The 20870-nt window shown below is 65.4% G+C and carries 11 protein-coding genes; 3 read left to right on the plus strand and 8 right to left on the minus strand.

What is annotated here, in order from left to right; genetic code table 11:
• Window positions 1-66: 66 nt before the first annotated feature.
• Window positions 67-993: an alpha/beta fold hydrolase gene (locus IAE37_RS00925; protein ID WP_201167448.1), complete on the minus strand. Its 927-nt coding sequence runs from the start codon at window positions 991-993 to the stop codon at window positions 67-69.
• Between the two features lie 198 nt (window positions 994-1191).
• On the opposite strand from IAE37_RS00925, the gene IAE37_RS00930 reads away from it, so the two are divergent.
• The gene (locus IAE37_RS00930) at window positions 1192-6096 is read left to right on the plus strand and encodes a dermonecrotic toxin domain-containing protein (RefSeq protein WP_201167450.1); all 4905 of its coding nucleotides are present in this window, start codon (window positions 1192-1194) and stop codon (window positions 6094-6096) included.
• 5 nt (window positions 6097-6101) lie between these two features.
• Here IAE37_RS00930 and IAE37_RS00935 read toward each other — a convergent pair whose 3' ends face one another.
• Window positions 6102-8606, minus strand: coding sequence for a UvrD-helicase domain-containing protein (locus IAE37_RS00935; RefSeq protein WP_201167453.1), 2505 nt, complete (start codon window positions 8604-8606; stop codon window positions 6102-6104).
• Window positions 8607-8791: 185 nt separating this feature from the next.
• On the opposite strand from IAE37_RS00935, the gene IAE37_RS00940 reads away from it, so the two are divergent.
• Window positions 8792-9490, plus strand: a complete 699-nt coding sequence (locus tag IAE37_RS00940) for a pirin family protein (protein ID WP_201167455.1) — start codon at window positions 8792-8794, stop codon at window positions 9488-9490.
• Window positions 9491-9620: 130 nt separating this feature from the next.
• Here the strand turns inward: IAE37_RS00940 and pgm are convergent, their stop codons facing one another.
• The 6 genes from pgm to IAE37_RS00970 all read right to left on the minus strand — a co-directional run bounded on the left by pgm (window position 9621) and on the right by IAE37_RS00970 (window position 19692).
• A complete protein-coding gene (pgm, locus tag IAE37_RS00945) occupies window positions 9621-11258 on the minus strand; it encodes a phosphoglucomutase (alpha-D-glucose-1,6-bisphosphate-dependent) (protein WP_201167457.1) in 1638 nt (545 codons plus the stop codon).
• 109 nt (window positions 11259-11367) lie between these two features.
• Window positions 11368-13623 (minus strand): ATP-dependent DNA helicase, encoded by a 2256-nt coding sequence (locus IAE37_RS00950; RefSeq protein ID WP_201167459.1) that lies wholly within the window; start codon window positions 13621-13623, stop codon window positions 11368-11370.
• Window positions 13620-15269, minus strand: coding sequence for a VRR-NUC domain-containing protein (locus tag IAE37_RS00955; RefSeq protein WP_201167461.1), 1650 nt, complete (start codon window positions 15267-15269; stop codon window positions 13620-13622). Before IAE37_RS00955 ends, IAE37_RS00950 begins: the two co-directional genes overlap by 4 nt.
• A gap of 83 nt (window positions 15270-15352) precedes the next feature.
• Window positions 15353-16711, minus strand: coding sequence for an aminotransferase class I/II-fold pyridoxal phosphate-dependent enzyme (locus tag IAE37_RS00960; protein WP_201167467.1), 1359 nt, complete (start codon window positions 16709-16711; stop codon window positions 15353-15355).
• Window positions 16711-18075 carry a hypothetical protein gene (locus IAE37_RS00965; protein ID WP_201167470.1) on the minus strand — a complete coding sequence of 455 codons (1365 nt, stop codon included), beginning with the start codon at window positions 18073-18075 and terminating at the stop codon, window positions 16711-16713. Before IAE37_RS00965 ends, IAE37_RS00960 begins: the two co-directional genes overlap by 1 nt.
• A 594-nt stretch (window positions 18076-18669) precedes the next feature.
• Window positions 18670-19692, minus strand: coding sequence for a zinc-dependent alcohol dehydrogenase family protein (locus IAE37_RS00970; protein ID WP_201167472.1), 1023 nt, complete (start codon window positions 19690-19692; stop codon window positions 18670-18672).
• A 197-nt stretch (window positions 19693-19889) separates the two neighbouring features.
• Between IAE37_RS00970 and IAE37_RS00975 the strand changes: the two genes are divergently transcribed.
• Window positions 19890-20804 (plus strand): LysR family transcriptional regulator, encoded by a 915-nt coding sequence (locus IAE37_RS00975; RefSeq protein WP_236409713.1) that lies wholly within the window; start codon window positions 19890-19892, stop codon window positions 20802-20804.
• Window positions 20805-20870: the final 66 nt, after the last annotated feature.

A 20870-nucleotide genomic window follows, 5' to 3' on the forward strand; every position in this document is an offset into this window, starting at 1 on the left:
GACCGTGGTTCACCCGCGAAGGCCGTAAAACCGATCAACCCAGCAAGCAAAACGCCTGAACGCCCTTCATTCGTTGACTCGACGCAACAGCCCGCTGCCTTCGTGCCGGGCGAGGATACGCAGGAGCTGGTCGACCAGGGCGCGCTCCGGCGCCTCCAGGTGGAAATGGTGCCCGCCCGGATGCCAGGACACCTTGGCCTGGCTTGGCAAGGCGCCTTGGCGTCGGGCGAAACCCGCCTCGGCGAACGCACCCTGGCGCCCCAGCATCAGGTACAGCGGGCAGCGGATCTGGCGCAGCAAGTCGCAGGCCTCGCGCTCGGTCAGTGGCATAGGCTCAGGCAGCACCAGGCGCGGATCGTGGCGCCAGCAATAGCCATCGCCCAGTTGTAACAGGTCGCGCAGGACCAGCAGCCGCGCGGCATCGTCCGACAACGCGTGGTCCAGGCGCGTGCGCCGCTGCCCGAGGGCAGCCTCAAGGTCATCGAATCGGCTGCCGTGGGCGTCGCTGAAGCCGTGCGCCTGGCTGCGTTGAACCATGCGCTTGAGCCGATAGGCCCGCGCCAGATGCTGCACACGGTCGTCGTCGGCCACGGTGAACGGCGCCCCCATGCCATCGAGGAAAGTCATGCTGGCGATACCGCTGGTCATCGCCGCCAGCAACGACGCGATACCGGTACCCATGCCATGGGCCAATACATGGAATTGCGTCAGGCCCAGGCTGTCGGTAACGGCCAGCATGTCTTCGGCATGTTCCCAAAGGTAGTAGCCACTGTCGTGGCGTCGGTGATCGGAGCGCCCATGACCGACCAGGTCGGGGGCCACAACGAAACAGCCATCGAGCATCGGCGCCAGGCGCTCGAACGAGGCGGCGTTGTCCAGCCAGCCATGCAAGGCCAATAGCGGAATACCGTCTTCCGGGCCCCAGGTGCGTACGGCCACCTCGATACCATTCAAATCCAGCAGATGGTCCCTGGGACCGAGCCGCGAGTGCATACGCTTTCTCCCTGGCGTGCGCCTGGCGCCCGCGCGTCAGGCTGGCAACCTACAGTGGCGCGGCCAGCCGGGCTACGCTGGCCCGACACCGACCGTCACATGCGCGTCACCGACCCCGGCAACTGCAACTACCTGGCTACCACCCTGCCCCGAGCGGGTCGCGCTCAAATAGGCGCTCCATTGACCAAGGAGTGTCCTATGCCCCTGCCATTGCACCACGCACAGATCGTGCGCACCCTACCCGCCTGGAGTAAAGCGCTGAATCCCAAGCACGTTCCCATGCTGCTTGGCAGCCTGCGTGCGGAATACCTCGATGCCCAAGGCCAACCCCGTGCCTGGTTCAGCCAGGCCAGCGCCGCGCAGCAAGCGGCATTGCGCAGCGTCATCGGCCAACGCAACGATCGACGCCAGGCCTTGCAGGCCGCGCTCACCCCGCTCAAAGGCATCGTCGAGTATTGCGAGCCGTTGCTACAAGCGCGCCTGGGCAAGGCCATCGAGGTCAACCAGGCCTGCCTCGTCCAGCAGCCCTACGAGGTGAAGAAACCCATCGATAACCTGACGCCGCTGGGGTCGCAGCCACCACGCGAGCGGCAACCGCTGGTGCCCACGGGTCAGGCGCGAGTGCGCACGCTGCTGGAAGCGGCTCTGCACAACTTCAGCGGTGAAAACGACATTCGCCCCTTCGACCGACTGCAGCGCAGCGCGACGGACATCCAACCACCACCGGGTCTGAGCTTGCCTGCGTTCGTCGGGCACTGCCGCCAGCTCGACCTTGGCCAGGCCTACCAAAACCACCTGGAAAGCGTGTTCGACCAGCCGCAGTCTGGCCTCGAAGCCCTGTGGGCCAACGCCCAAGGGGCCGAGCTGCGTGTGCAGGCGCATATCGCCAGCCTGCGCGACCACCTCAGCGAGGTCGGCCTGGCGGCAATCGACCAGCTCTGCGCAGGCCACTCCGCGCCCCGCTATGGCCAGCACGCGCTTCGCTGCTGGCGCCTGAGCCTGGAATCGATCCCACTGCACGAGTTGCTGCTGATAGGGCCCGAAGACGGCAACAGTGCGAGCCCCGTCATCATCTACCTACCCGGCGGCGAGGACGGCAGCTTGCGTGAGTATGCTTCGCGTGCAGAGGCGGCTCGCACGCTGCGCCAACAGCTTGCCAATGCTACTTTCCGCCGACAAGTCACCGCCCTGGCGCCACAGCCATTACAGGCCACCCTGGAGCGAGCCCTGCGCAACAGGCTGTTCGACAAGCCCAGCACTGCCGAGGGGTTGAGGGCCAAGGCCCATATCGAGTTCTCCGCCACCGACCTGCCCCCGCAGCCCTGGCAGCAACTGCACACCCTGCATGTGCAGCGACTCAAGGGCGATGCCAGGACCATTGCCGTGCCCACCGCCGATGTCGATGCCAAAGTGCGTATGGAGCGCCTGGAGCACTGGCTGGATATCGGCCTGACGGTGCTCAATGTCGCTGCGATGTTCGTCCCGGCACTGAACCCATTGATGCTAGCCATCGGCGCTGCGCAGCTCATGGGCAGCGTGTTCCATGGCATCGAGGCCTGGGAGGACGACGACAACGCCCAGGCGCTGGCCCAGGTCGAATCGATCCTGCTCAACCTGGCGACTGTCGCGGCACTGGCGGGCTCCGGTGTCGTCCTCAAGCAGTCAGGCTTCGTCGATGCGATGAGCAGCGTCTGGGACGCCGGCAAGGAGCGGCTGTGGTCCGCCAGTTTGAAGGCCTATCGTAGTGGCCGCACGCTCGCCGGCAGCGCCCTGCCCGATGCCCAGGGCCTTTATGGCCCTGGCGATCGACGCCTGCTACGGATCGAAGGCGAGGTCTTCGAAGTGCAAGAAGCCCCGGATGGGCAATGGCGACTCCAGGCCTCAGGTTCAGCCTATGCCCCCCGCCTGCGCAGCAATGGCCAGGGCGCCTGGCGCCTCAGCGAGGAAACCCCGCTGGACTGGAGCGATCATCAATTGCTGCGGCGTTTCGGGCCGATCAGCGAACCGCTCGACGAAGCCGACCTGGACTTTGCCCTGCGCTGCACCGCCACCGACGCCGACATCCTGCGCTACGCCCACATCAACGACCAGCCACCTCCGGCGCTTTTGGCCGATGTGCTGATACGCCTGGGCTGCGACCGCGAGGCAGGCGCGATCATCGACGCCGTGCGCCATGGCACACCCTTGGCAGCCTACAAGCACTATGCCCTGGCGCAGTTGCCACAGCTGCCCGGCTGGCCCGAAGACTACGTGCTCAAGGTGTTCGAAGGCCCCGAGCCATGGGGCCGCTCGGCCCAGTACGGGGTTCCTGGCTCACGCGCCCATGCGCAGGTGGTGGTCACACTGAGCGATGTGGAGAGCGGTAACTTGAGCAAAGTGGTCCTCGAACAGCTTGACCAGCCATCACTCGCTCGGTTACGCGGCGACGCCAACGAGTTCAATGCCCGCGACCTGGACGCAATGCTCGCCGAGCATCTACAAGCCCGGCGCGACGACCTGTTCGCCAGCTTGTACCAGCAACGCCAGCCGCCGCTTGGCGCCGACCAGGCCTTGCTCGTTCGCCTATACCCAGGCCTGCCAGCCCAGGCGGCAGTCGAACTTCACGCCAACGCAACCGCCGCCGAACGCCTGCGTCTGGACGCAGGTCGGGTTCCGCTGCACATCGGCGAGGAGGCCCGCCTGATGCAAGCGCGGGCACGCCTTGATCGTGCCTTGGTCGGGCTCTATCGACCGCGGCTGGCCAACGCCGATACGGCCCAACTGCGCCAAGCCCTGCTTGTCGACCAGCCTGGGGCAACGCCCGAGACGCTGCTCCAGGCCGCCGTGGGCGACCGTCAACGCAGCGCCACTTCGATCGGGCAGCAATCTCCCAGGCCTGGCTTCCGCTCACCGATGCGTCTGAGTGACGGGCGCGTGGGCTACCCGCTGAGTGGACGCCCACGCTGGTTCGAGCGGCTGCGCAACAGCGTGCGCAACGTACCCGACGAGCGCGCCCAAGCGCTGTACCCAAGCCTCACGCCTTCACAACGCACGGCACTGCTCGACCGCCTGCGCGAGCGTGGCGACATCGGCGAGCAGTTGACCGCCCTGGAGCGCGAGCAGCAGACCCTCGATGCCAGCCTGCTGGCCTGGGAACAGGCCGCCGACGAACCACAACGCGCCCAGCGTCGTGCCTTGCGCGAGCAACTGAATCGGGCCTGGCGCATGGAGGGTGATGGCCAAGCCAGCAACAGCGCCGTCGAACTGCGCCTGGACAACCTGTACCGCTTGCCCGAGCAACTGCCAGCCCGCTTCGATCACGTCACCTCGCTGTCGGTGCACGGGCGTGAGCTGAGAGTCTTCCCGAGCGGGTTTCTCCAGAGCTTTCCGTCACTGACCCGGCTGCGGATGAGTTTCGTCAGCGAGGAGTTCGAGCCAGATGCCTTGTTCCACGCTCTGCGCGACACCCCACAGCTGCGCGAACTCAGCCTGCGCAGAAACCTCCTGACCGAACTTTCCGCCGACGCGCGCCAGGCGCTGGCGCAGTTGCGCCAGCTCCGCCGTCTCGACCTCAGCCGCAACGCTCTGCGCCTGACACTCGCTGATGTGGAACTGCTGGCCAGCCTGCCGCTGGAACACCTGCACCTGGGCAGCAATCAGATCGTGCTGGACCCGGCCATGGCGGCGCGCCTGGGCCAGATGACCCGGCTGCACAGCCTGGACCTGTCGTTCAACCCCGAACTCGGTGAGCCGCCGCAAATGTCCGGCCTGCTGCAGCTGCTGTCGATCAATCTCAACGAGTGTGGGTTGACCCAGTGGCCGACAAGCCTCGGCGAGCTGATGACCAATCCCGAGGCGCAACTGCGGATCATCGAGCTGAGCGACAACCACATTACCGATATCGCTGAACTCGATAGCCTGCTGGCTTCACCTTACTTCAACACGCAGGGAGAGACCGGACGTGCCCAGCCCTGGAACTTCGAATTCAACTTCAATCCGCTGCAGGCACGCACCAGGCAACGGCTCAGGGCCATCGGCGTCGGCGTTGAACAAGCCGAGCATTTTCTGGCCGACGACGCTGCGGTCGACTGGCGCGACTACGCAACGGACACGCAAGCACAGACTTGGCGTGACTTGTTCGACGACGAAGCCAACACCGCCTTGCGCGAGGTGATCGAGCGTCTGGGCCGTTCGGCACAAGCACGAGGCAACCCACAGAGGCTGGCGAACCAGGTCTGGCGGCTGCTGACCCAGGCCAGCGAGGACACCCGGCTGCGTACTCGCCTGAACGACGTCGCCGGTGAGTTTCCGGCCACCTGCGGCGATGCCGGGGCCGACGGTTTCAGCACCTTGGAGATGGAAGCGCTGGCCTACAAGGAAAGCACCACTGACGAGGTGTATGGGCCGTACCTGTTCAACGTCTATCAACGCCTGTTCCGCCGCGAGCAGGTCAATGTGATGGCCAGCCGCATCCACGACGCCCGCGCTGCCCGTCAGGCGGCCTACCAGCGCTGGCTGGACCAGCCCAGCGAGCTGGGCAGCGCGATGCCCGAGCTGCCCCCGCTGGATGTCCTGGATGACCTGACGTTGGAAGAGCTTGAGCACGGCATGGTGGACGAAATCGAAATTCGCCTGGCCTTGCGCCAGGCCTTGGCCAGCGCTCTGGAGTTTCCCGAGCCGAGCCAGGACATGCTCTACCGGCAAACCGCACAAGTCTCACGGGTGGTCGAAGACAACGTGGCAGAAGCGGTTCGCCTGATCGACGACAACGCCAAGGCGCGCCGTCGCTGGATTGCCCACCAACCCAGCTGGATGCGTTTTCTCGAACAGCGCTTCGCGACACGTTTCGAGGCCGTCAAGGCTGAGTGGAGCGATGCCCAGGAGTACCTGGATCACTGCGCGGACCGGAGCAACGAGCCCCCCACCCGCCTTACTCCAAGGATCGCCGCGCAGTTGCAGCGATTGCTGAATCGCGCGCCAACGGATGGCAGTGGTCGGCCCCAGCGCGTGGAGCTGAACTCCAGTCGCTACGACGAGTTGTCCCGTGCCATCGCCCGCGATCGCCAGACCGCCCTCGATGATCTCTATCTGCAACTGACCGGCGAGCAGGACCCCAACCGCTGACCCGGCTACTGGCCGCGCAAGTCCTCGAAAAAGGCTTGGCGGCCATCCACCTGGCTCGATGCGCGAGGCGCGCCCTGCGCCTCGCTGTTGGCCGCCTCCACATGCCAGTAGCAATGGCTGACCGCGCGGGTCACCGCGACGTAGGCCAGGCGCTGCACCTCTTCCTTCTGCGCCGTGTCGAACGGCTGGGCATCGCCGGCCCGGCCCAGGCCGGCAAGGCGATAGACCTGGTTCTTGTAGGGCGAGCTGGTCAAGTACTGGCAATCGCCGAGCATGAACACCGCGTCGGCCTGCAGGCCCTTGGCGCTGTGGTAAGTCAGCTGACGCAGACGGCGCTGGTCGGCCGGCAGCAAAGCCTCGGCCTGCAGCACGCTTTGCAGATGATCATTCATCAGCGCTTTGTCACTGCCCTTGCGGTACAGCATCATCACCGACTCGCCGCGCTGGTAGTGCTCGACCAGCGTCTGGCCGAGTGCGGCCTCGTCTCGTTCGAACACCCGCACCGGCACCCCTGGCAACCGCGCAGCCGGCCCGCTGGCCCTGGCCTTCTTGCCGGCGATCGACGGCGTGCCCTTGACCAGGTATTCGGCGGCGTCGATCACCTGCTGCTGGCAGCGGTAGTTGTCGACCAGCATCACCCGGGTATTGGCCGGCGACGGGAAGGCCTTGGCGAACTCCATGAAGTACTTGGGCGAACTACCGCGCCAACCGTAGATCGACTGCCAGTCGTCACCCACGCACATCAGCGAGGAATGCTGCGCGTTACGCCCGACGTGCAGGGTCGGGCCTCGGCGGCGGATTTCCACGAGGCTGGCACGCAGCCAGCTGACGATCTGCGGTGAAACGTCCTGGAACTCGTCGATCATCAGGTGCGCCAGCGGTCGCAACAGCGGGTCGGGCAATAGCTGCAGGTTCTCCGGGTTGTTCTCGCCGAACAGGGCGAACATGCGGTTGTAGCTCATCACCGGCGGCGACAGCCCCAGCAGGTGTGCCTCCAGCGCCTTCCAGAACAACGCCAGGGCCTCGAAGAACAGTGCATCGCTGTCGCCGGAGGGGAAGCTCATGCCAGCGACGCCGGTATTCACGTCCAGGCCGAGGTTCTCGATGAAATTGGCCGCCGCGACGAAGGCATCGAGCAACGGCGCTGGAGCCAGCTCGCCCTTGACCTTGTACTCGAAGCCGGGCCCGGCCACCGCATCGCCCGCCAGGGAAGCGGCCAGGCGCCGAGCCATGGCGTAGTTGTCGAGCCAGATCAACGGTTTGTCGCAGAATGCCTGCAACAGGGTACGTTTGACCGCCCACTCGGCACGCACGGCAAGCTTGGCGCCAGGGCGCTGGTACTGCGCGCCTTGCGCTGGATCGAAGCCCAGCACCACCCAAGCGTCGGTGCCTTCCAGGCGACCATGGACGTGGAAGCGGCTGCCCCGGATCTCGACCGTCTCGCGGCAAGGCTCGATGCCTTTGATCGGCCAGGCGCCTGCGGCGAACCACAGGTCTTCGATCACGTCGCATAGCTCTTCATCGCGCTGGGCCGCCAACTGGGTCACCTGTACACGCTTCTGCACATCGGGGTGGTCCGGGTCCAGCGGTTTGAGCTGCAGGGCCTCGCGGCGCAAGGTGGTGATGATCTCGGCGAAACGCGGGTTTGCCTGCAGCAGGTCACGGTAGCAGAGGTTGAGCTGCTGGCGCTGGGCATCGTTCAGGCGCAGGTCGAACGGGTTGCTCTCGCCCTCCGCTTCGCGCCCGGCAGGCAGCTCGTTGCCCAGGGTCTCGAAGGCCCGCACCTGGCCGAAGCCCGGCAGGCTGCGTACCAGCGGCAGGATGCGCGAGTGAAAGGTTCGCACCAGCTCACGGGCCTGGGGCGGTGGCAGGTTGAGCTGCCACAGGGCGAAGACCTGCACCAGGCGTTTGATGAAGTCCTTGCGCGACTCGCGGGTGAAGGTCACCACGGTCATCGCATCGAGCTCATAGCCCAGGTAGTGACGCAGCAGGAGGATGCGCAGCACCAGCGAGGTCGACTTGCCCGCGCCCGCCCCGGCCACCACGCAGGTGGACGGCGTATCGCTGAAAATCAGCTTCCATTGCGCTGCACTGGGCTGGGCTTCAGCAGGCAGGCGCTGGGCCACATCGGCCTTGAAGCGTTTTTTCAGCTCCGCTGACAGCGGCAGGCGCCAATCGTCGAACAGATTGTCGTCGCAACCCGGCACGGCGGCAGCCTCCGGGCGCGTATCACGGATCACCAACACCTGGCGCCCGGCTTCATAGCCCTCGACCCGCCCTTGCTCCAGCCCCTCGCGCAGGCCGTCGGCGTGGCCGCTGCGCTGGCCACTGACATGGCCGAGGAACCAGGAGTCGCGATGCTGCGCCTGCAAGTGGGTCAGGCCTCGGCCCAGCTGGCGCGCGGCAAAGCGGCGCAACCAAGGCAACTGGGCAGGCGGGGTCAATTCTGCAGGGGATTGGGGATGCTCGTGAGCCACGGTCACTCCGGTGAATATCAAGACAGCGGGCATGTTCGCCCCATCGGCAGAAAATCACCAGCTAATGCTTGCATATCAGTGCATTAGGTGACGAAACGAAAGCATATGGCGAGATTAATTAATCTATTAGCTCGATCTATTTAAGCCGAAATTTACGCTTATTTTCGATCTTTCCTTGGCGTATCATGGCCTCATTCCACTGATTGAGGAGCACGATCATGCTGCAACTGCGACCGTTCGAAAAACTCGGCCATGCCAATCACGGCTGGCTCGATGCCCACCACCATTTCTCGTTCGCCGAGTACTACGACCCGGCACGCATGCACTGGGGCAACCTGCGCGTGTGGAACGATGACCTGATCGCCGCTGGCAGTGGCTTCCCGCCGCACCCGCACCGTGACATGGAAATCATCACCTATGTGCGCGAAGGCGCCATTACCCACGAGGACAGCCTGGGCAACAAGGGCCGTACCGAGGCCGGCGACGTGCAGGTGATGAGTGCCGGGACCGGCATCGTGCACAGCGAGTACAACCTGGAGAAGGTCGATACACGGATCTTCCAGATCTGGATCGTACCTGAGCGAGTGGGCGATGCGCCGAGCTGGGGTACCCGCCCCTTCCCCAAAGGCGAACGTGGCGAAGGCTTCGTGACCCTGGCCAGCGGCCGCACCGGCGATGAACAGAGCCTGCGTATTCGGACCGATGCGCGCCTGGTCGCCGCTACCCTGCGCGCTGGCGAAAGCGCCGAATACCGCTTCGATGCCGGACGCCGAGGTTATCTGGTGCCCGCCAAGGGGCTTGTCGAGGTGAACGGCCTGCAGGCCAAAGCCCGCGATGGCGTGGCGATCGAGCAGGAAGCGGTGTTGCGGGTGACGGCGCTCGAGGACAGCGAGATCGTGTTGGTCGACGTGGCTTGAGGCATCGGTCAAGGAGCTGCTGCGCAGCCCGATCGCGGCACAAGGCCGCTCCTACACGGCATCAGGACCGCGCTACGTGTAGGAGCGGCCTTGTGCCGCGATCGGGCCGCAAAGCGGCCCCAACGGTCGATCAAGCGATCGCGGCGTCGACCAGTACCTGCGCCTCTTCCACCAGGCGCTGCAGGTGCGCCTCGTCGACGAAGCTCTCGGCATAGATCTTGTAGATGTCCTCGGTGCCCGAAGGTCGTGCGGCGAACCAGCCATTGGCGGTCATCACCTTCAGCCCGCCAATCGCCTGGCCGTTGCCTGGCGCGTGGCTGAGGATCTGCTCGATCGGCTCGCCAGCCAGTTGCGTCGACTGGACCTGCTCGGGCGACAGCTTGCTCAACAGCGCCTTCTGCCGCGCATCGGCCTTGGCCTCGACACGCGTTGCGTGGGGCTTGCCCAGTACGTCGGTCAGGTCGGCATAGGCCTGGCTCGGGTTGCGCCCGGTGCGCGCTGTCATTTCCGCAGCCAGCAGCGCCGGGATCAGGCCATCCTTGTCGGTGGCCCATACCGAGCCGTCCATGCGCAGGAACGACGCCCCGGCGCTCTCCTCACCCCCAAAGCCCAGCGCGCCGTCGAACAGCCCCTGAGCGAAGAACTTGAAGCCCACCGGCACTTCGTACAGGTCACGGCCCAGGCGTGCCGTGACGCGGTCGATCAGGCCACTGGACACCACGGTCTTGCCCACTGCGGCGTCGCTGCGCCATTGCGGACGATGGCGGAACAGGTAGTCGATGGCCACGGCCAGGTAGTTGTTGGGTTGCAGCAGGCCGTCGGCGGTGACGATGCCGTGGCGGTCGTGGTCCGGGTCGCAGGCGAACGCCACATCGAAGCGCTCGCGCAGGCCGATCAGGCCCTGCATGGCGTAGGGTGAGGATGGGTCCATACGGATCTGCCCGTCCCAGTCGACGCACATGAAACGGAAGGTCGGATCGACCTCGGTGTTCACCACTTCCAGGTTCAGCTGGTAGCGCTCGGCGATCGCCGACCAGTAGCGCACGCCCGCACCGCCCAATGGGTCGACGCCCAGGCGCAGGTTGGCGGCGCGGATCACTTCGAAGTCGATGACATTCTGCAGGTCGTCGACGTAATGACCGATGTAGTCGTGACGCTCGGTGGTGGGCGCCTTAAGGGCCTGGGCGTGGTCCATGCGCTGGACGCCGTCCAGGTTGGCGGCCAGCAGCTCGTTGGCCTTGGCTTCGATCCACTTGGTCACATCGCTGTCGGCTGGGCCGCCATTGGGCGGGTTGTACTTGAAACCACCGCTTTGTGGCGGGTTGTGCGACGGGGTGATGACGATACCGTCGGCCAGGCCCTGGTCACGGTCGCGGTTGTAGCAGAGGATGGCGTGGGACACCGCCGGGGTCGGCGTGTACTCGTCGTCCTTGGACAGCATCACCCGCACGCCGTTGGCGGCCAGCACCTGCAGCGCGCTGGCGGCGGCTGGCGCAGACAACGCATGGGTGTCGGTGCCGATGAAGATCGGGCCGTCGATGCCCTTCTCCCGGCGGTACAGGCAAATGGCCTGGGTGATGGCCAGCACATGATATTCGTTGAAGCTCAGCTCCAGCGATGTGCCCCGGTGCCCCGAGGTGCCGAAGGCCACGCGCTGGGCCGCCACGGCGGCGTCTGGCCGGCCGGTGTAGTAAGCGGTGAGCAGGCGGGGAATATCGACCAGCACGCTGGCCGGAGCCGGCTTGCCTGCCAAAGGACTGAGCGTCATGCAAAAACCTCGAGTTCAACGAATGTAGGTGTTGGAACACGCAGTGTACTGGGAGTTGCAGCGGCGTGCGATGGGCCGCGCCTGGCATTTTGCCAATGCAAGGCGCAGCTTACTGAACCTGCCACCAGGCCGGGAACATCTGTTGCACCCGCGCGTCGGCGAACCGCTCGTCGATCAGCACCAGCACTCCGCGATCCTGGTCACCGCGGATCACTCTCCCCGCGGCCTGGATCACCTTGCGCACACCAGGGTACAGGTAGGCGTAGTCGAAGCCGGCGCCGAACTGCCGGCCCAGGCGTTGCTTGAACTGCTCATTGACCGGATTGACCTGGGGCAGCCCCAGCGTGGCCACGAAGGCGCCGATCAGGCGCGTGCCCGGCAGGTCCACACCCTCGCCGAAGGCTCCGCCCAGCACGGCGAAGCCGACACCCTCGCCGTCGGCCACGAAGCGCGCGAGAAAGGCCTGACGCGCCGCTTCGTCCATGCCTGGCGCCTGGGCCCACGTGGGAATGCCCGGATGCCGCTCGGCCAGCAGCGCCGCCACCTGCTGCAAGTACTCGAAGCTGCTGAAGAACGCCAGGTAGTTGCCCGCCTGGCGCAGGTACTGCGCGGCGATCAACTCGACGATCGGTGCCAGTGAAGCCTGGCGCTCGCGGTAACGGGTCGATACCTGGCTGGCGATGCGCACCTCCAGCTGCTCGGCGCGAAACGGTGCCGCCACTTCCAGCCATGCCGTGTCGGCAGGCATGCCCAGCAGGTCGGCATAGAAGCGCCGCGGGCTCAGGGTCGCGGAGAACAGCGTCACGCTGCGCGCCGCCTGCATGCGCGGCGCCAACAGCCGCGCCGGGTTGACGTTGCGCAGGCACAAGGTGGCCAGACGCCGCTTGCGACCTCCCTCGCGCTGGCTGATATCGAACAGGAAATGCTCGTCGAACAGCTCCGCTACCCGGCTGAACTGCAATGCCTGGTAGAAGAACTGCAAGACCTGCCCATCCACCTCGGCGGGTGTTTCGTTGAGCCGCGCCTGGATCAGGCCGATGCACTGCTGCAAGGCCCGCAGGAAGGCCTCCGGCACGTGTTCGCTGGCCTGGTACGGGCCGCGCTGCTCCTTGTACAGCGCGTTCCACTGGCGGTTGAGCCGATCCAGGGCACTGACCAGCCCCTGCGGCTTGCTTTGCCGCAAAGCGAGCAACTGGCCCTGGTCGAGGCTGGCGCTGTACATGCCACGCCCGCGCTCGACCAGGTTGTGCGCCTCGTCCACCAGCACCGCTACCCGCCATTGGTTGGCCTGGGCCAGGCCGAACAGCAAGGCATGGGCGTCGAAGTAGTAGTTGTAGTCAGCCACCAGCACATCGACCCAGCGGGCCATCTCCTGCCCCAGGTAGTAGGGGCAGACCTGGTGTGCCAGCGCGACCTCGCGCAGGCCTGCGCGGTCGAGCATGGGCTGTTGCGCGGCCGCCTCGCGCGCGGCGGGCAAGCGGTCGTAGAAGCCTTGGGCCAGCGGGCATGACTCACCGTGGCAGGCCTTGTCGGGATGCTCGCAGGCCTTGTCGCGGGCGATCAGTTCCAGCGTACGCAGCGCAGGTTGCGGCGTAGCATCGGTGATCTGGCGCAGGGCATCGAGGGCCAGTGCCCGGCCCGGGGTCTTGGCGGTGAGGAAGAACACCTTGTCGAGCCCCTGCGGGACCATGGCCTTGAGCAGCGGGAACAGCGTCCCCAGGGTCTTGCCGATACCGGTACTGGCCTGGGCCATCAGGCAACGGCCGGTGCTCACCGCCTTGTACAGGGTCTCGGCCAGTTGCCGCTGGCCCTGGCGAAACTGCGGATAGGGGAAGCCCAAGGCCTGCAGCGCGCCGTTGCGTGCAGCAAGGCGTTGCTCCTGGGCCTGCGCCCAGCCGAGAAAGCGCTGGCACTGGGCGTGGAAGAACACCTCCAGTTCGCCGGCGCCGTACGCTTGGCTGATCAGCGTCTGGGCATCGTTGTCGACATCCAGGTAAACCAGCGCCACCTCGATGCTCGGCAAGCCCCGGGCCTGGCACATCAGCCAGGCGTAGACCTTGGCCTGGGCCCAGTGCAACTGCCGGTGGTTGGGCGGCTGACGGGCGAGGTCGCCGCGGTAGGTCTTGATTTCCTCCAGGCGATTGGCGACCGGATCGTAGCCATCGGCACGACCACGGACCTTCAAGCCCTGGTACTCACCCTCCAGAGCGATTTCCGCCTGGTACTGCGCGCCTCTCCTGGCCACCACCCGGCGATGGCCCTCCATGCCCTCCTGGGCGGTGGGCGACGGGGTGAAACGCAAGTCGAGGTCACCGACCTTGGCGCTGAACTCGCACAGGGCGCGCACGGCCACGCGGTAACTCATGCCGCCTCGCTCCAGCGTACATGACAGACCGCAACCGCCAGGCCCTGCTCACGGCAGAAATCCAGCCAGCGCAGCTGGTTGTCCTGCAGACGGTCACCCGGCCCCTTGACCTCGACCATGCGGTAGGTGCCGTGCTCCGGCCAGAACTGGATGAGGTCGGGCATGCCGGCGCGGTTGCTGCGGATGTCTTGCAGCAGGCGCAGGAAGCACTGTTTCAGTTGTGCCGCCGGCAGGCAGGCCAGCGCCTGCTCGAGCAAGTCTTCGCTGAGCGACGGCCAGAACACGAACGGCGATTGCAGACCGTGCTTGGCCGCATAGCAGTCGCGCATGGCCTGGCGGTAGCTGCCATCGTCCAGGCGCGCGAAGCAGGCGTCGAACAACGCGGCGCGGCGCAACTGGAAGTCACTGTCGTGCAAGTCTTGGGGAGCGGCCTGGAAGGGATGGAAGAACGCCCCCGGCACCGGGGCGAAGATGGCTTCCCAGCACAACAGGCCGAACAGGCTGTTGAACAGCGTGTTCTCCACGTAATGCGCCTCACCACCGGCCTCGGCCAGGTGAAGGCGCACGGCCTCCTCGACACCCAGTGCGGCGTGCTCACGGGGCAACTCCAGCTCGATCAGTTCCAGCGGCGGGCTGCGCCGACGGCGTTGCGCTGGCCCACCAAGCTTGCGCGCCAGGCGTGGCAGCATACGTTCCAGCGCCTGGACTTCGAGGGCGTTGGCCGGCGCGGCGGCCAGTTGCAAGGCCAAGGCATGGGCTTGCGGCCAGCGCTCGCAGCGCTCCAATACCCGCACCTGGCGGATGCGCGCCTGGGCATGGCTGCAGTCGGCGTACAACGCCAAGGCCTGGTCCCACTCGCCCTGGCGCTCGCACTGCTGGCCGAGGGCAAACAGCAGACGCGCATGGCGGCGGGCGAGCCAGGGGTTGTCGCTGCGCAGCCCGTGCAAGGTGGCGAGGATCTGCCTCGGCGCCTCACCTTGCTCGAGGCCCTCGGCACACTGGTGCAGGGCCATGGCCAGGTCGACTTCCTGGCGGTGGCGCAAGGCCCGCGAGTCGTCGCTGAACGTCACTTGTTCAAAGCGCAGCAGGCCCAGGTCGGTGAGCACGAACTCCGACCAGTCCTGATACAGATTGCCGAAGAACAACAGGCGCATGCGGTCGCATAGAGCCTGCCGGTGCCACTGCACGATGGCCACGGGCGCCGCCGGAAACCATTGCGCCAGGGGCCTGGCGTCGAGCGCCAAGGGCTCGAGCTGGGCCAGCATCTCGCGCTTGCTGGCCCGCGGCTTGGCCAGGTAGTCGGCAAAGCAGCCGGCCAATTCGTCCTTGCGCAGCAGGTGGAACAACTGGGCCAGGCTCAGTTGCTCGGGCTCGGCCACCCAGCCCAGCGCCAACAAGGGCTGCAAGACCTGTTCGGGGGCACCGATCTCGGCATACGCCAGGCGATCGAGGCGAAACAGCTCGCCCTTGCGCATGACCATGCGCACCATCAGGGCCTGGGCGGGCTGCTCGAGCTGGGCGAATTGCTGCAGGAAGGCCAGTTCCTGCACGTCGAGCAGGTCGGCATAACGGTGTTCGACCCACGCCAGTACCTGGCGGAAATTGTGCAGGTAATAGAACGGGTCATCGACAGAGTGAGCGATCACGGCGAGGTCAGCTTGCGAGATTTGCCACTGGTTATACATACAGACCCAGGTGCTGGCAAGCGGGATGGATCAACGGTCGAGCGCTAGCGCTCCCCACCCGGTTCGAGCACCGATGCCAAGCGCTGCAGGGCGGCCTGCAACGAGGCTGGTTGCCGATCGAGCCAGACCACGGCCAGCCACTGAGCATGGTGCCCCTGGGCGCTGAACCTGGCACCGGGGATGGCCTGCAGCGTCGAGCCCACCAGTGCCGCCACCGCCTGGCGAACGGCGGTGGCGTCAGCCAGGCGGATCCATACCGCGCCCCCACCCTCGGGTTCCACGAACGCCATATGCTGCCCGCAGTGCGCCCTGAGCTGTTGGCACAGCAAGCCCGTGGCCCCTTGCATCTCCCCACGCCAACGGCGCAGGTGGGCATCGGCCTCGCCCTTGGCCAACAGACAGGCCAGCGCATGCTGGCGCACTGGCGCAAGCTCGAAGCAGCGCCGATCGAACGCACGGGCGACCTCGGCATGGCGACTCAACACATAGGCATAGGGTGCCTCGGCCCCCACCGTGGCTGCCAAGGAGCCCAGCACCAGCAGCCAGCTCGGGTTGACCAGGTCGCGCAGGCGCACCATAGGCGGGGTGTTGAAGCAACGCTCGCTGTCCAGGTCGTTCTCCAGCACCCACACGGGGTGCTCGGCGAGCAGCCCGGCAATCGCTCGCTGCTCGTCCTCGGCCAGCACGCGCCCCTGCGGCATACCCAGGCAAGAGGGCAACACCACGGCGTGCACCGGCTCGCTGAGGAGCAACCGGGCCATCGCCGCCAGGTCCACCTGCCCAGACGCCGCGCAGGGGACCTCGAGCACCCGCACGCCCATGTCGTGCAATACAGTCAACAGCCGCCAGCAACACGGCGATGTAACCAACGCCGTGCGGCCAGTAAGACCGATGGCGGCCAGCAACGTTGCCAGAACCGCCTGCACATCTGGCCCGAGGTGGACATCCTCGGCACGCCAGGTGTGCCGGGACGAACGGATATAGCGCTTGGCCACCACTGCGCGCAGCCGCTCCGCCCCCACATTCGCGGCCGAGCCCGAGTACTGTGCGCTCAGGCGTGTCAAACGCCGCTCATGGCGGTGCAGCGCATGCTCGAGACACGAGTCCTCGGGCATGCTCGCTCCCTGCCCCAGCAAAACCGGCAAGGCCGCCCCCCGCCGCCCTTCCGCGTCATCACCGGCGCGTACGAAATAGCCACGTTTGGGCACCGAGACCACCCGACCTTCATGCTCCAGCAGGCCATAGGCGCTCTGTACCGTGGCCAGTGACACGCGCAGGCTCCGGGCCAGCACCCGCAGCGAGGGCAAGCGCAACTGGCCACTGCGCGGTGCACCTTCGATCAGATCGTGCAGATAGCGATAGACGACCTGATAGGCGAATTTTCCCGGCGTCGAGCGGCCCATCAACGCTTGGCCTCGGCGCTCGGCCGCAGCACCAAGCTGGAGTCGCGTCGCGACAGGATTTCCATCAGCTTGCGCACCCCGAGTGGCACGCGACCGTCGAAGATCGCCCGCAACTCCATGAGCGGCAAGCCACTGACGTTGACCAGCCAGTCCTTCACCGCCTCCGGACAGGGTTGCCCTTGCAGGGCCCGAAACAGATAAGGGAGGGCCACCAGCATGTCGGGATGTCGGCATTCGAGAAACGCCTCGAGCATTCGCCCGCGGTTGACGAATGGCCGGAACAGCAGGCAACCGACATGGGCAGGCTCCAGCCCATAGGCGTTGGGATAACGCGCCAGCAGTGCCCGTGCAGCCTGCAGAGGCTCAGCGAGTCCGGCGAGACTCAGTGGTTGCAGTGGGTCGACCGACAGAGCACAGCGGTGTTGCAGGTCGTCCATTCGGCTCAACCCCATGGGATCGAGGAAGGCGGCCATTGGCGAGCAGTCCAGCGCCGTCTCGCCCGAACACTCGAGCATGACGTCGAGCAGGCTCTCGTCACGCAGATGGTTCAGCAGATCGTCGAGGTTGAGGCTGCACAACGGCATCTGTTTGTCGGCGCTCACCTTGACTGGCGGATGAGGTGGATCCAGCGGCGCCTCGGCGATCGCGCTCAACTGGCTCAGGCCGCCCATCAGAGCAGCCACGCACTTCTGCACGGCCTGCGCACCGTGGGCGTCCGCCTGGCGCAGCAGCCTGCGCGCCCAAGCCAGGTAACGCCGGCGCAGGTGTTCAGGCAAGGCCGTGACCACTGCATCGACAGGCGCGTCGGTGTCCTCGACGACCCGGTATACGGCGGCCGCCAGCTCCAGATGCAGGCGGCTACCCAGCAAGGCCTGGCAGTGGTTGTCACGCAGGTGGCCGAACAGCAACAGCGACCGACGGTGCACAACCCAGTCATCGGCGTGAAACGGCGTGCGGCAATCGAACGGCACCGCTTCGGCACCTTCGATGATCTGCAACTGCACACGGGGGTCATCGGCCATGAACAGGGCATTGAAACAGCGCTCGTGCTGCTGCATCACGGCGGTACCGGCCCCTGGCAGACAGGCCACCAGCACCCGCAACTGAAAGGTGTGCGGCGCACGCAGGGCAATGCACAACTGGGCTGCACGCAGCACTGCCAGCAGCCTGGCACTGCGCCTGTCGTTGCCGTGCACCACCAGCAGGCGGAACGTGCCGATGTGATCGGGGCCCCCTGCCGACACCAGCAAACGCTGCACGAGCAATTGCATCGAGGCCCGCTGCGCCGGGGACATGTGCCCCATCAAGCGGTCGAGCACTTGCTCGTAGATGAAGTTCATGGACTGTTCGTGCGTTATTGTCATTGGGCCACCTCGCCAACTTTCGTTCGTTCACCTCGGCCCTTGCCAACAACACCGACACAGAGCATCCAAGCAAAGAAACTTCCTACAAATATTTAAGGAACCTGTAAGAGATAAAACATCGTCATCAGATTGATAAGTCCCCCATCGCTGGTCGGCCAGGCACCGCAGAAACACGGCGCCGGCATGCCAGGCGCAAAGGCTTGACCGAATATCATCGGGCCATTATCGAGCGTTATCGAAAGAATAAAAGATACAGATAAAAGTAAAAAAGCCATGCACCCAACAAGGAAAGCCACCTTGCGTTCAATATCAAGTTCTGATCAAGCGAAAAAGTGTTCCAACAGATGACTCAGATCAACTATCGATCAATAAGAATTGTAGGAAATTGCACTTTCAACCTGTAGGAATTGGAGACATCTTTATGGATTGGCGGGTGAGTTGTAGGGTCGCGTAGATCGCGATGCGCCGCCCGGCAGGCGCGCGGTCTCATAGGCACCCCATCACTACCGGCGAACTCCGCCGGACAATCCACCAACCACAAAAAAGCCCAGGCCATAAGCCCGGGCTTGTCGAAAACCATCCTGCTATCGCTGGCTACGGCTTGGCGAGATCCAACACGATCCGTCCGCCGCAAGGGCACTCATCCATGTAGCGGTGCGCCTCGACCACCTGGCTGAACGGGTAGACCTTGATGATCTGCGGCGTCAGCAACTGGTCCGCGGTGAACTGGTTGATGTCACGCAGAGCCCGGTGCAACGCCACCTGATCCTGGCTGATGCCCAGCTCCGGCTTGCCGGTGAAATTGCTGACACAGTGCACATGGAACTGGATGTTCTTCTGGAATGCCGCACAGGCCGGGAACGGCGTCTGGTTGCCGCCCTGCAAGCCATACAGCACCAGGCTGCCCCGTGGCGCCAGGACATCGCCGAGCAACGACATCTGCGGCCCGCCCATGCCATCGAGAACCATGTCGACGCCACGGCCGCCGGTGTACTTGCCGATCTGCAGCAGCAGGTCCTGCTCCTCGGTCACGATCACCTTGTCGGCGCCCAGGCCCAGCAGGTACTCGCGCTGCTCGGGCTCCTTGGTGGCGGCGAACACGGTCAGGCCCAGGGCCTTGCCCAATTGCACGAAGGCCGGCCCGGCGCAGTGGCTGGCATCGGTCACCAGCGCGGTCTGCCCGGACTTGGCCCGCGCCAGGTCGACGTAGGCGAAATAGGCGATCAGCAGCGGCGTGTAGTGCACGCTGGCCTCGATCGGCGTCAGCAGGTCGGGATAACGGGTGATGGCCGTGCGCGGCAGCACGATGACATCGCCATACACCGGGTGTTCGTTGGGGCTGGTGGCCGGGAAGCTGGCGACCCGGTCGCCCACCGCGATATCCTCGACGCCCTCGCCAACCGCCATGACCACCCCGGCCATCTCATGGCCGATCCCGGCCGGCAGGCGGGCCTGGGACGGCGCCAGATTCTGCCGCCAGAGCACGTCGTACCAGCTGACGCCGATGGCTTCGACGCGGATCTGCAGCTCGCCGGCAGCGGGCGTCGGTTCGGCCTGCTCCTCTAGACGGAGCACGTCGGCCGCGCCGAACTTGTGGAACCGGATGATGCGGGACATCGCATACCTCGCCTGTGTGAATCTGGTATTACCACGAACTTTATCCGGGCTTTGCCCGTTAGACCATCAGCAGCCATTAATAGTCGACATGCTTATGATCGATAGGCCCCGAGCACATCGTTGCCCGGAAACCGGTGCAGGGTACCAGCCTTTGGCCTTAAGATTCACCCCTGCCCCACTTTAGGCGAAGTGCACCGATGAATCGAAACGACCTGCGTCGCGTAGACCTCAACCTGCTGATCGTGTTCGAAACCCTGATGCATGAGCGCAGCGTGACCCGTGCTGCCGAAAAACTCTTCCTCGGCCAGCCGGCGATCAGCGCAGCCTTGTCGCGCCTGCGCAACCTGTTCGACGACCCGCTGTTCGTGCGCACAGGCCGCAGCATGGAACCCTCGGCCCGTGCCCATGAAATCTTCGCCCTGCTGTCACCGGCGCTGGATTCGATTTCCACTGCGGTCAGCCGCGCCGCCGAGTTCGACCCGGCGACCAGCAACGCGGTATTTCGTATCGGCCTGTCGGACGACGCCGAGTTCGCCCTGCTGCCGCAACTGCTCAAGCGCATCCGCGCCGAAGCGCCGGGCATCGTGCTGGTGGTGCGACGGGTCAACTACCTGTTGATGCCGACGCTGCTGGCCTCGGGTGAGATCTCGGTGGGCGTCAGCTATACCAGTGAACTGCCAGCCAACGCCAAGCGCAAGGTACTGCGCCGGAGCAAGCCCAAGCTGCTGCGCGCCGACAGCATGCCGGGGAGCATCAGCCTGGACGACTTCTGTGCCCGGCCACATGCGCTGGTCTCGTTTGCCGGGGATCTGTCCGGGTTCATCGACGAGGCGCTCGAAGAGATCGGCCGCAAGCGCCATGTGGTGCTGGCGGTGCCGCAGTTCAATGGGTTGGGGAGTTTGCTCGCGGGGACCGACATCGTCGCCACCGTGCCGGACTATACGGCGGACGTGCTGACGGCTGCCGGCGGGTTGCGGGCTGAGGACTTGCCGATGGAAGTGCGTAGCTTCGAGTTGCACATGGCATGGCGGGGGGCGCAGGATAATGATCCGGCGGAGCGGTGGTTGCGGTCGCGGATACAGATGTTCTTTGGGGATCCCGATAGCTTGTGACTGAATTTCACCGAGATCCATAAACCCCAATAAAATCAGTATTTATTCTGGATTCAAGTCCAAGAC

This window comes from Pseudomonas sp. S31 (genome assembly GCF_016648105.1).
In the GTDB taxonomy this organism is placed as follows: Bacteria; Pseudomonadota; Gammaproteobacteria; order Pseudomonadales; family Pseudomonadaceae; genus Aquipseudomonas.

Bases quoted from the DNA above. Each gene is read 5' to 3' on its own strand.
- IAE37_RS00925 (WP_201167448.1), bottom strand. From the start codon at position 993: ATGCACTCGCGGCTCGGTCCCAGGGACCATCTGCTGGATTTGAATGGT.
- IAE37_RS00930 (WP_201167450.1), top strand. From the start codon at position 1,192: ATGCCCCTGCCATTGCACCACGCACAGATCGTGCGCACCCTACCCGCC.
- IAE37_RS00935 (WP_201167453.1), bottom strand. From the start codon at position 8,606: ATGCCCGCTGTCTTGATATTCACCGGAGTGACCGTGGCTCACGAGCAT.
- IAE37_RS00940 (WP_201167455.1), top strand. From the start codon at position 8,792: ATGCTGCAACTGCGACCGTTCGAAAAACTCGGCCATGCCAATCACGGC.
- pgm (WP_201167457.1), bottom strand. From the start codon at position 11,258: ATGACGCTCAGTCCTTTGGCAGGCAAGCCGGCTCCGGCCAGCGTGCTG.
- IAE37_RS00950 (WP_201167459.1), bottom strand. From the start codon at position 13,623: ATGAGTTACCGCGTGGCCGTGCGCGCCCTGTGCGAGTTCAGCGCCAAG.
- IAE37_RS00960 (WP_201167467.1), bottom strand. From the start codon at position 16,711: ATGGGCCGCTCGACGCCGGGAAAATTCGCCTATCAGGTCGTCTATCGC.
- IAE37_RS00965 (WP_201167470.1), bottom strand. From the start codon at position 18,075: ATGACAATAACGCACGAACAGTCCATGAACTTCATCTACGAGCAAGTG.
- IAE37_RS00970 (WP_201167472.1), bottom strand. From the start codon at position 19,692: ATGTCCCGCATCATCCGGTTCCACAAGTTCGGCGCGGCCGACGTGCTC.
- IAE37_RS00975 (WP_236409713.1), top strand. From the start codon at position 19,890: ATGAATCGAAACGACCTGCGTCGCGTAGACCTCAACCTGCTGATCGTG.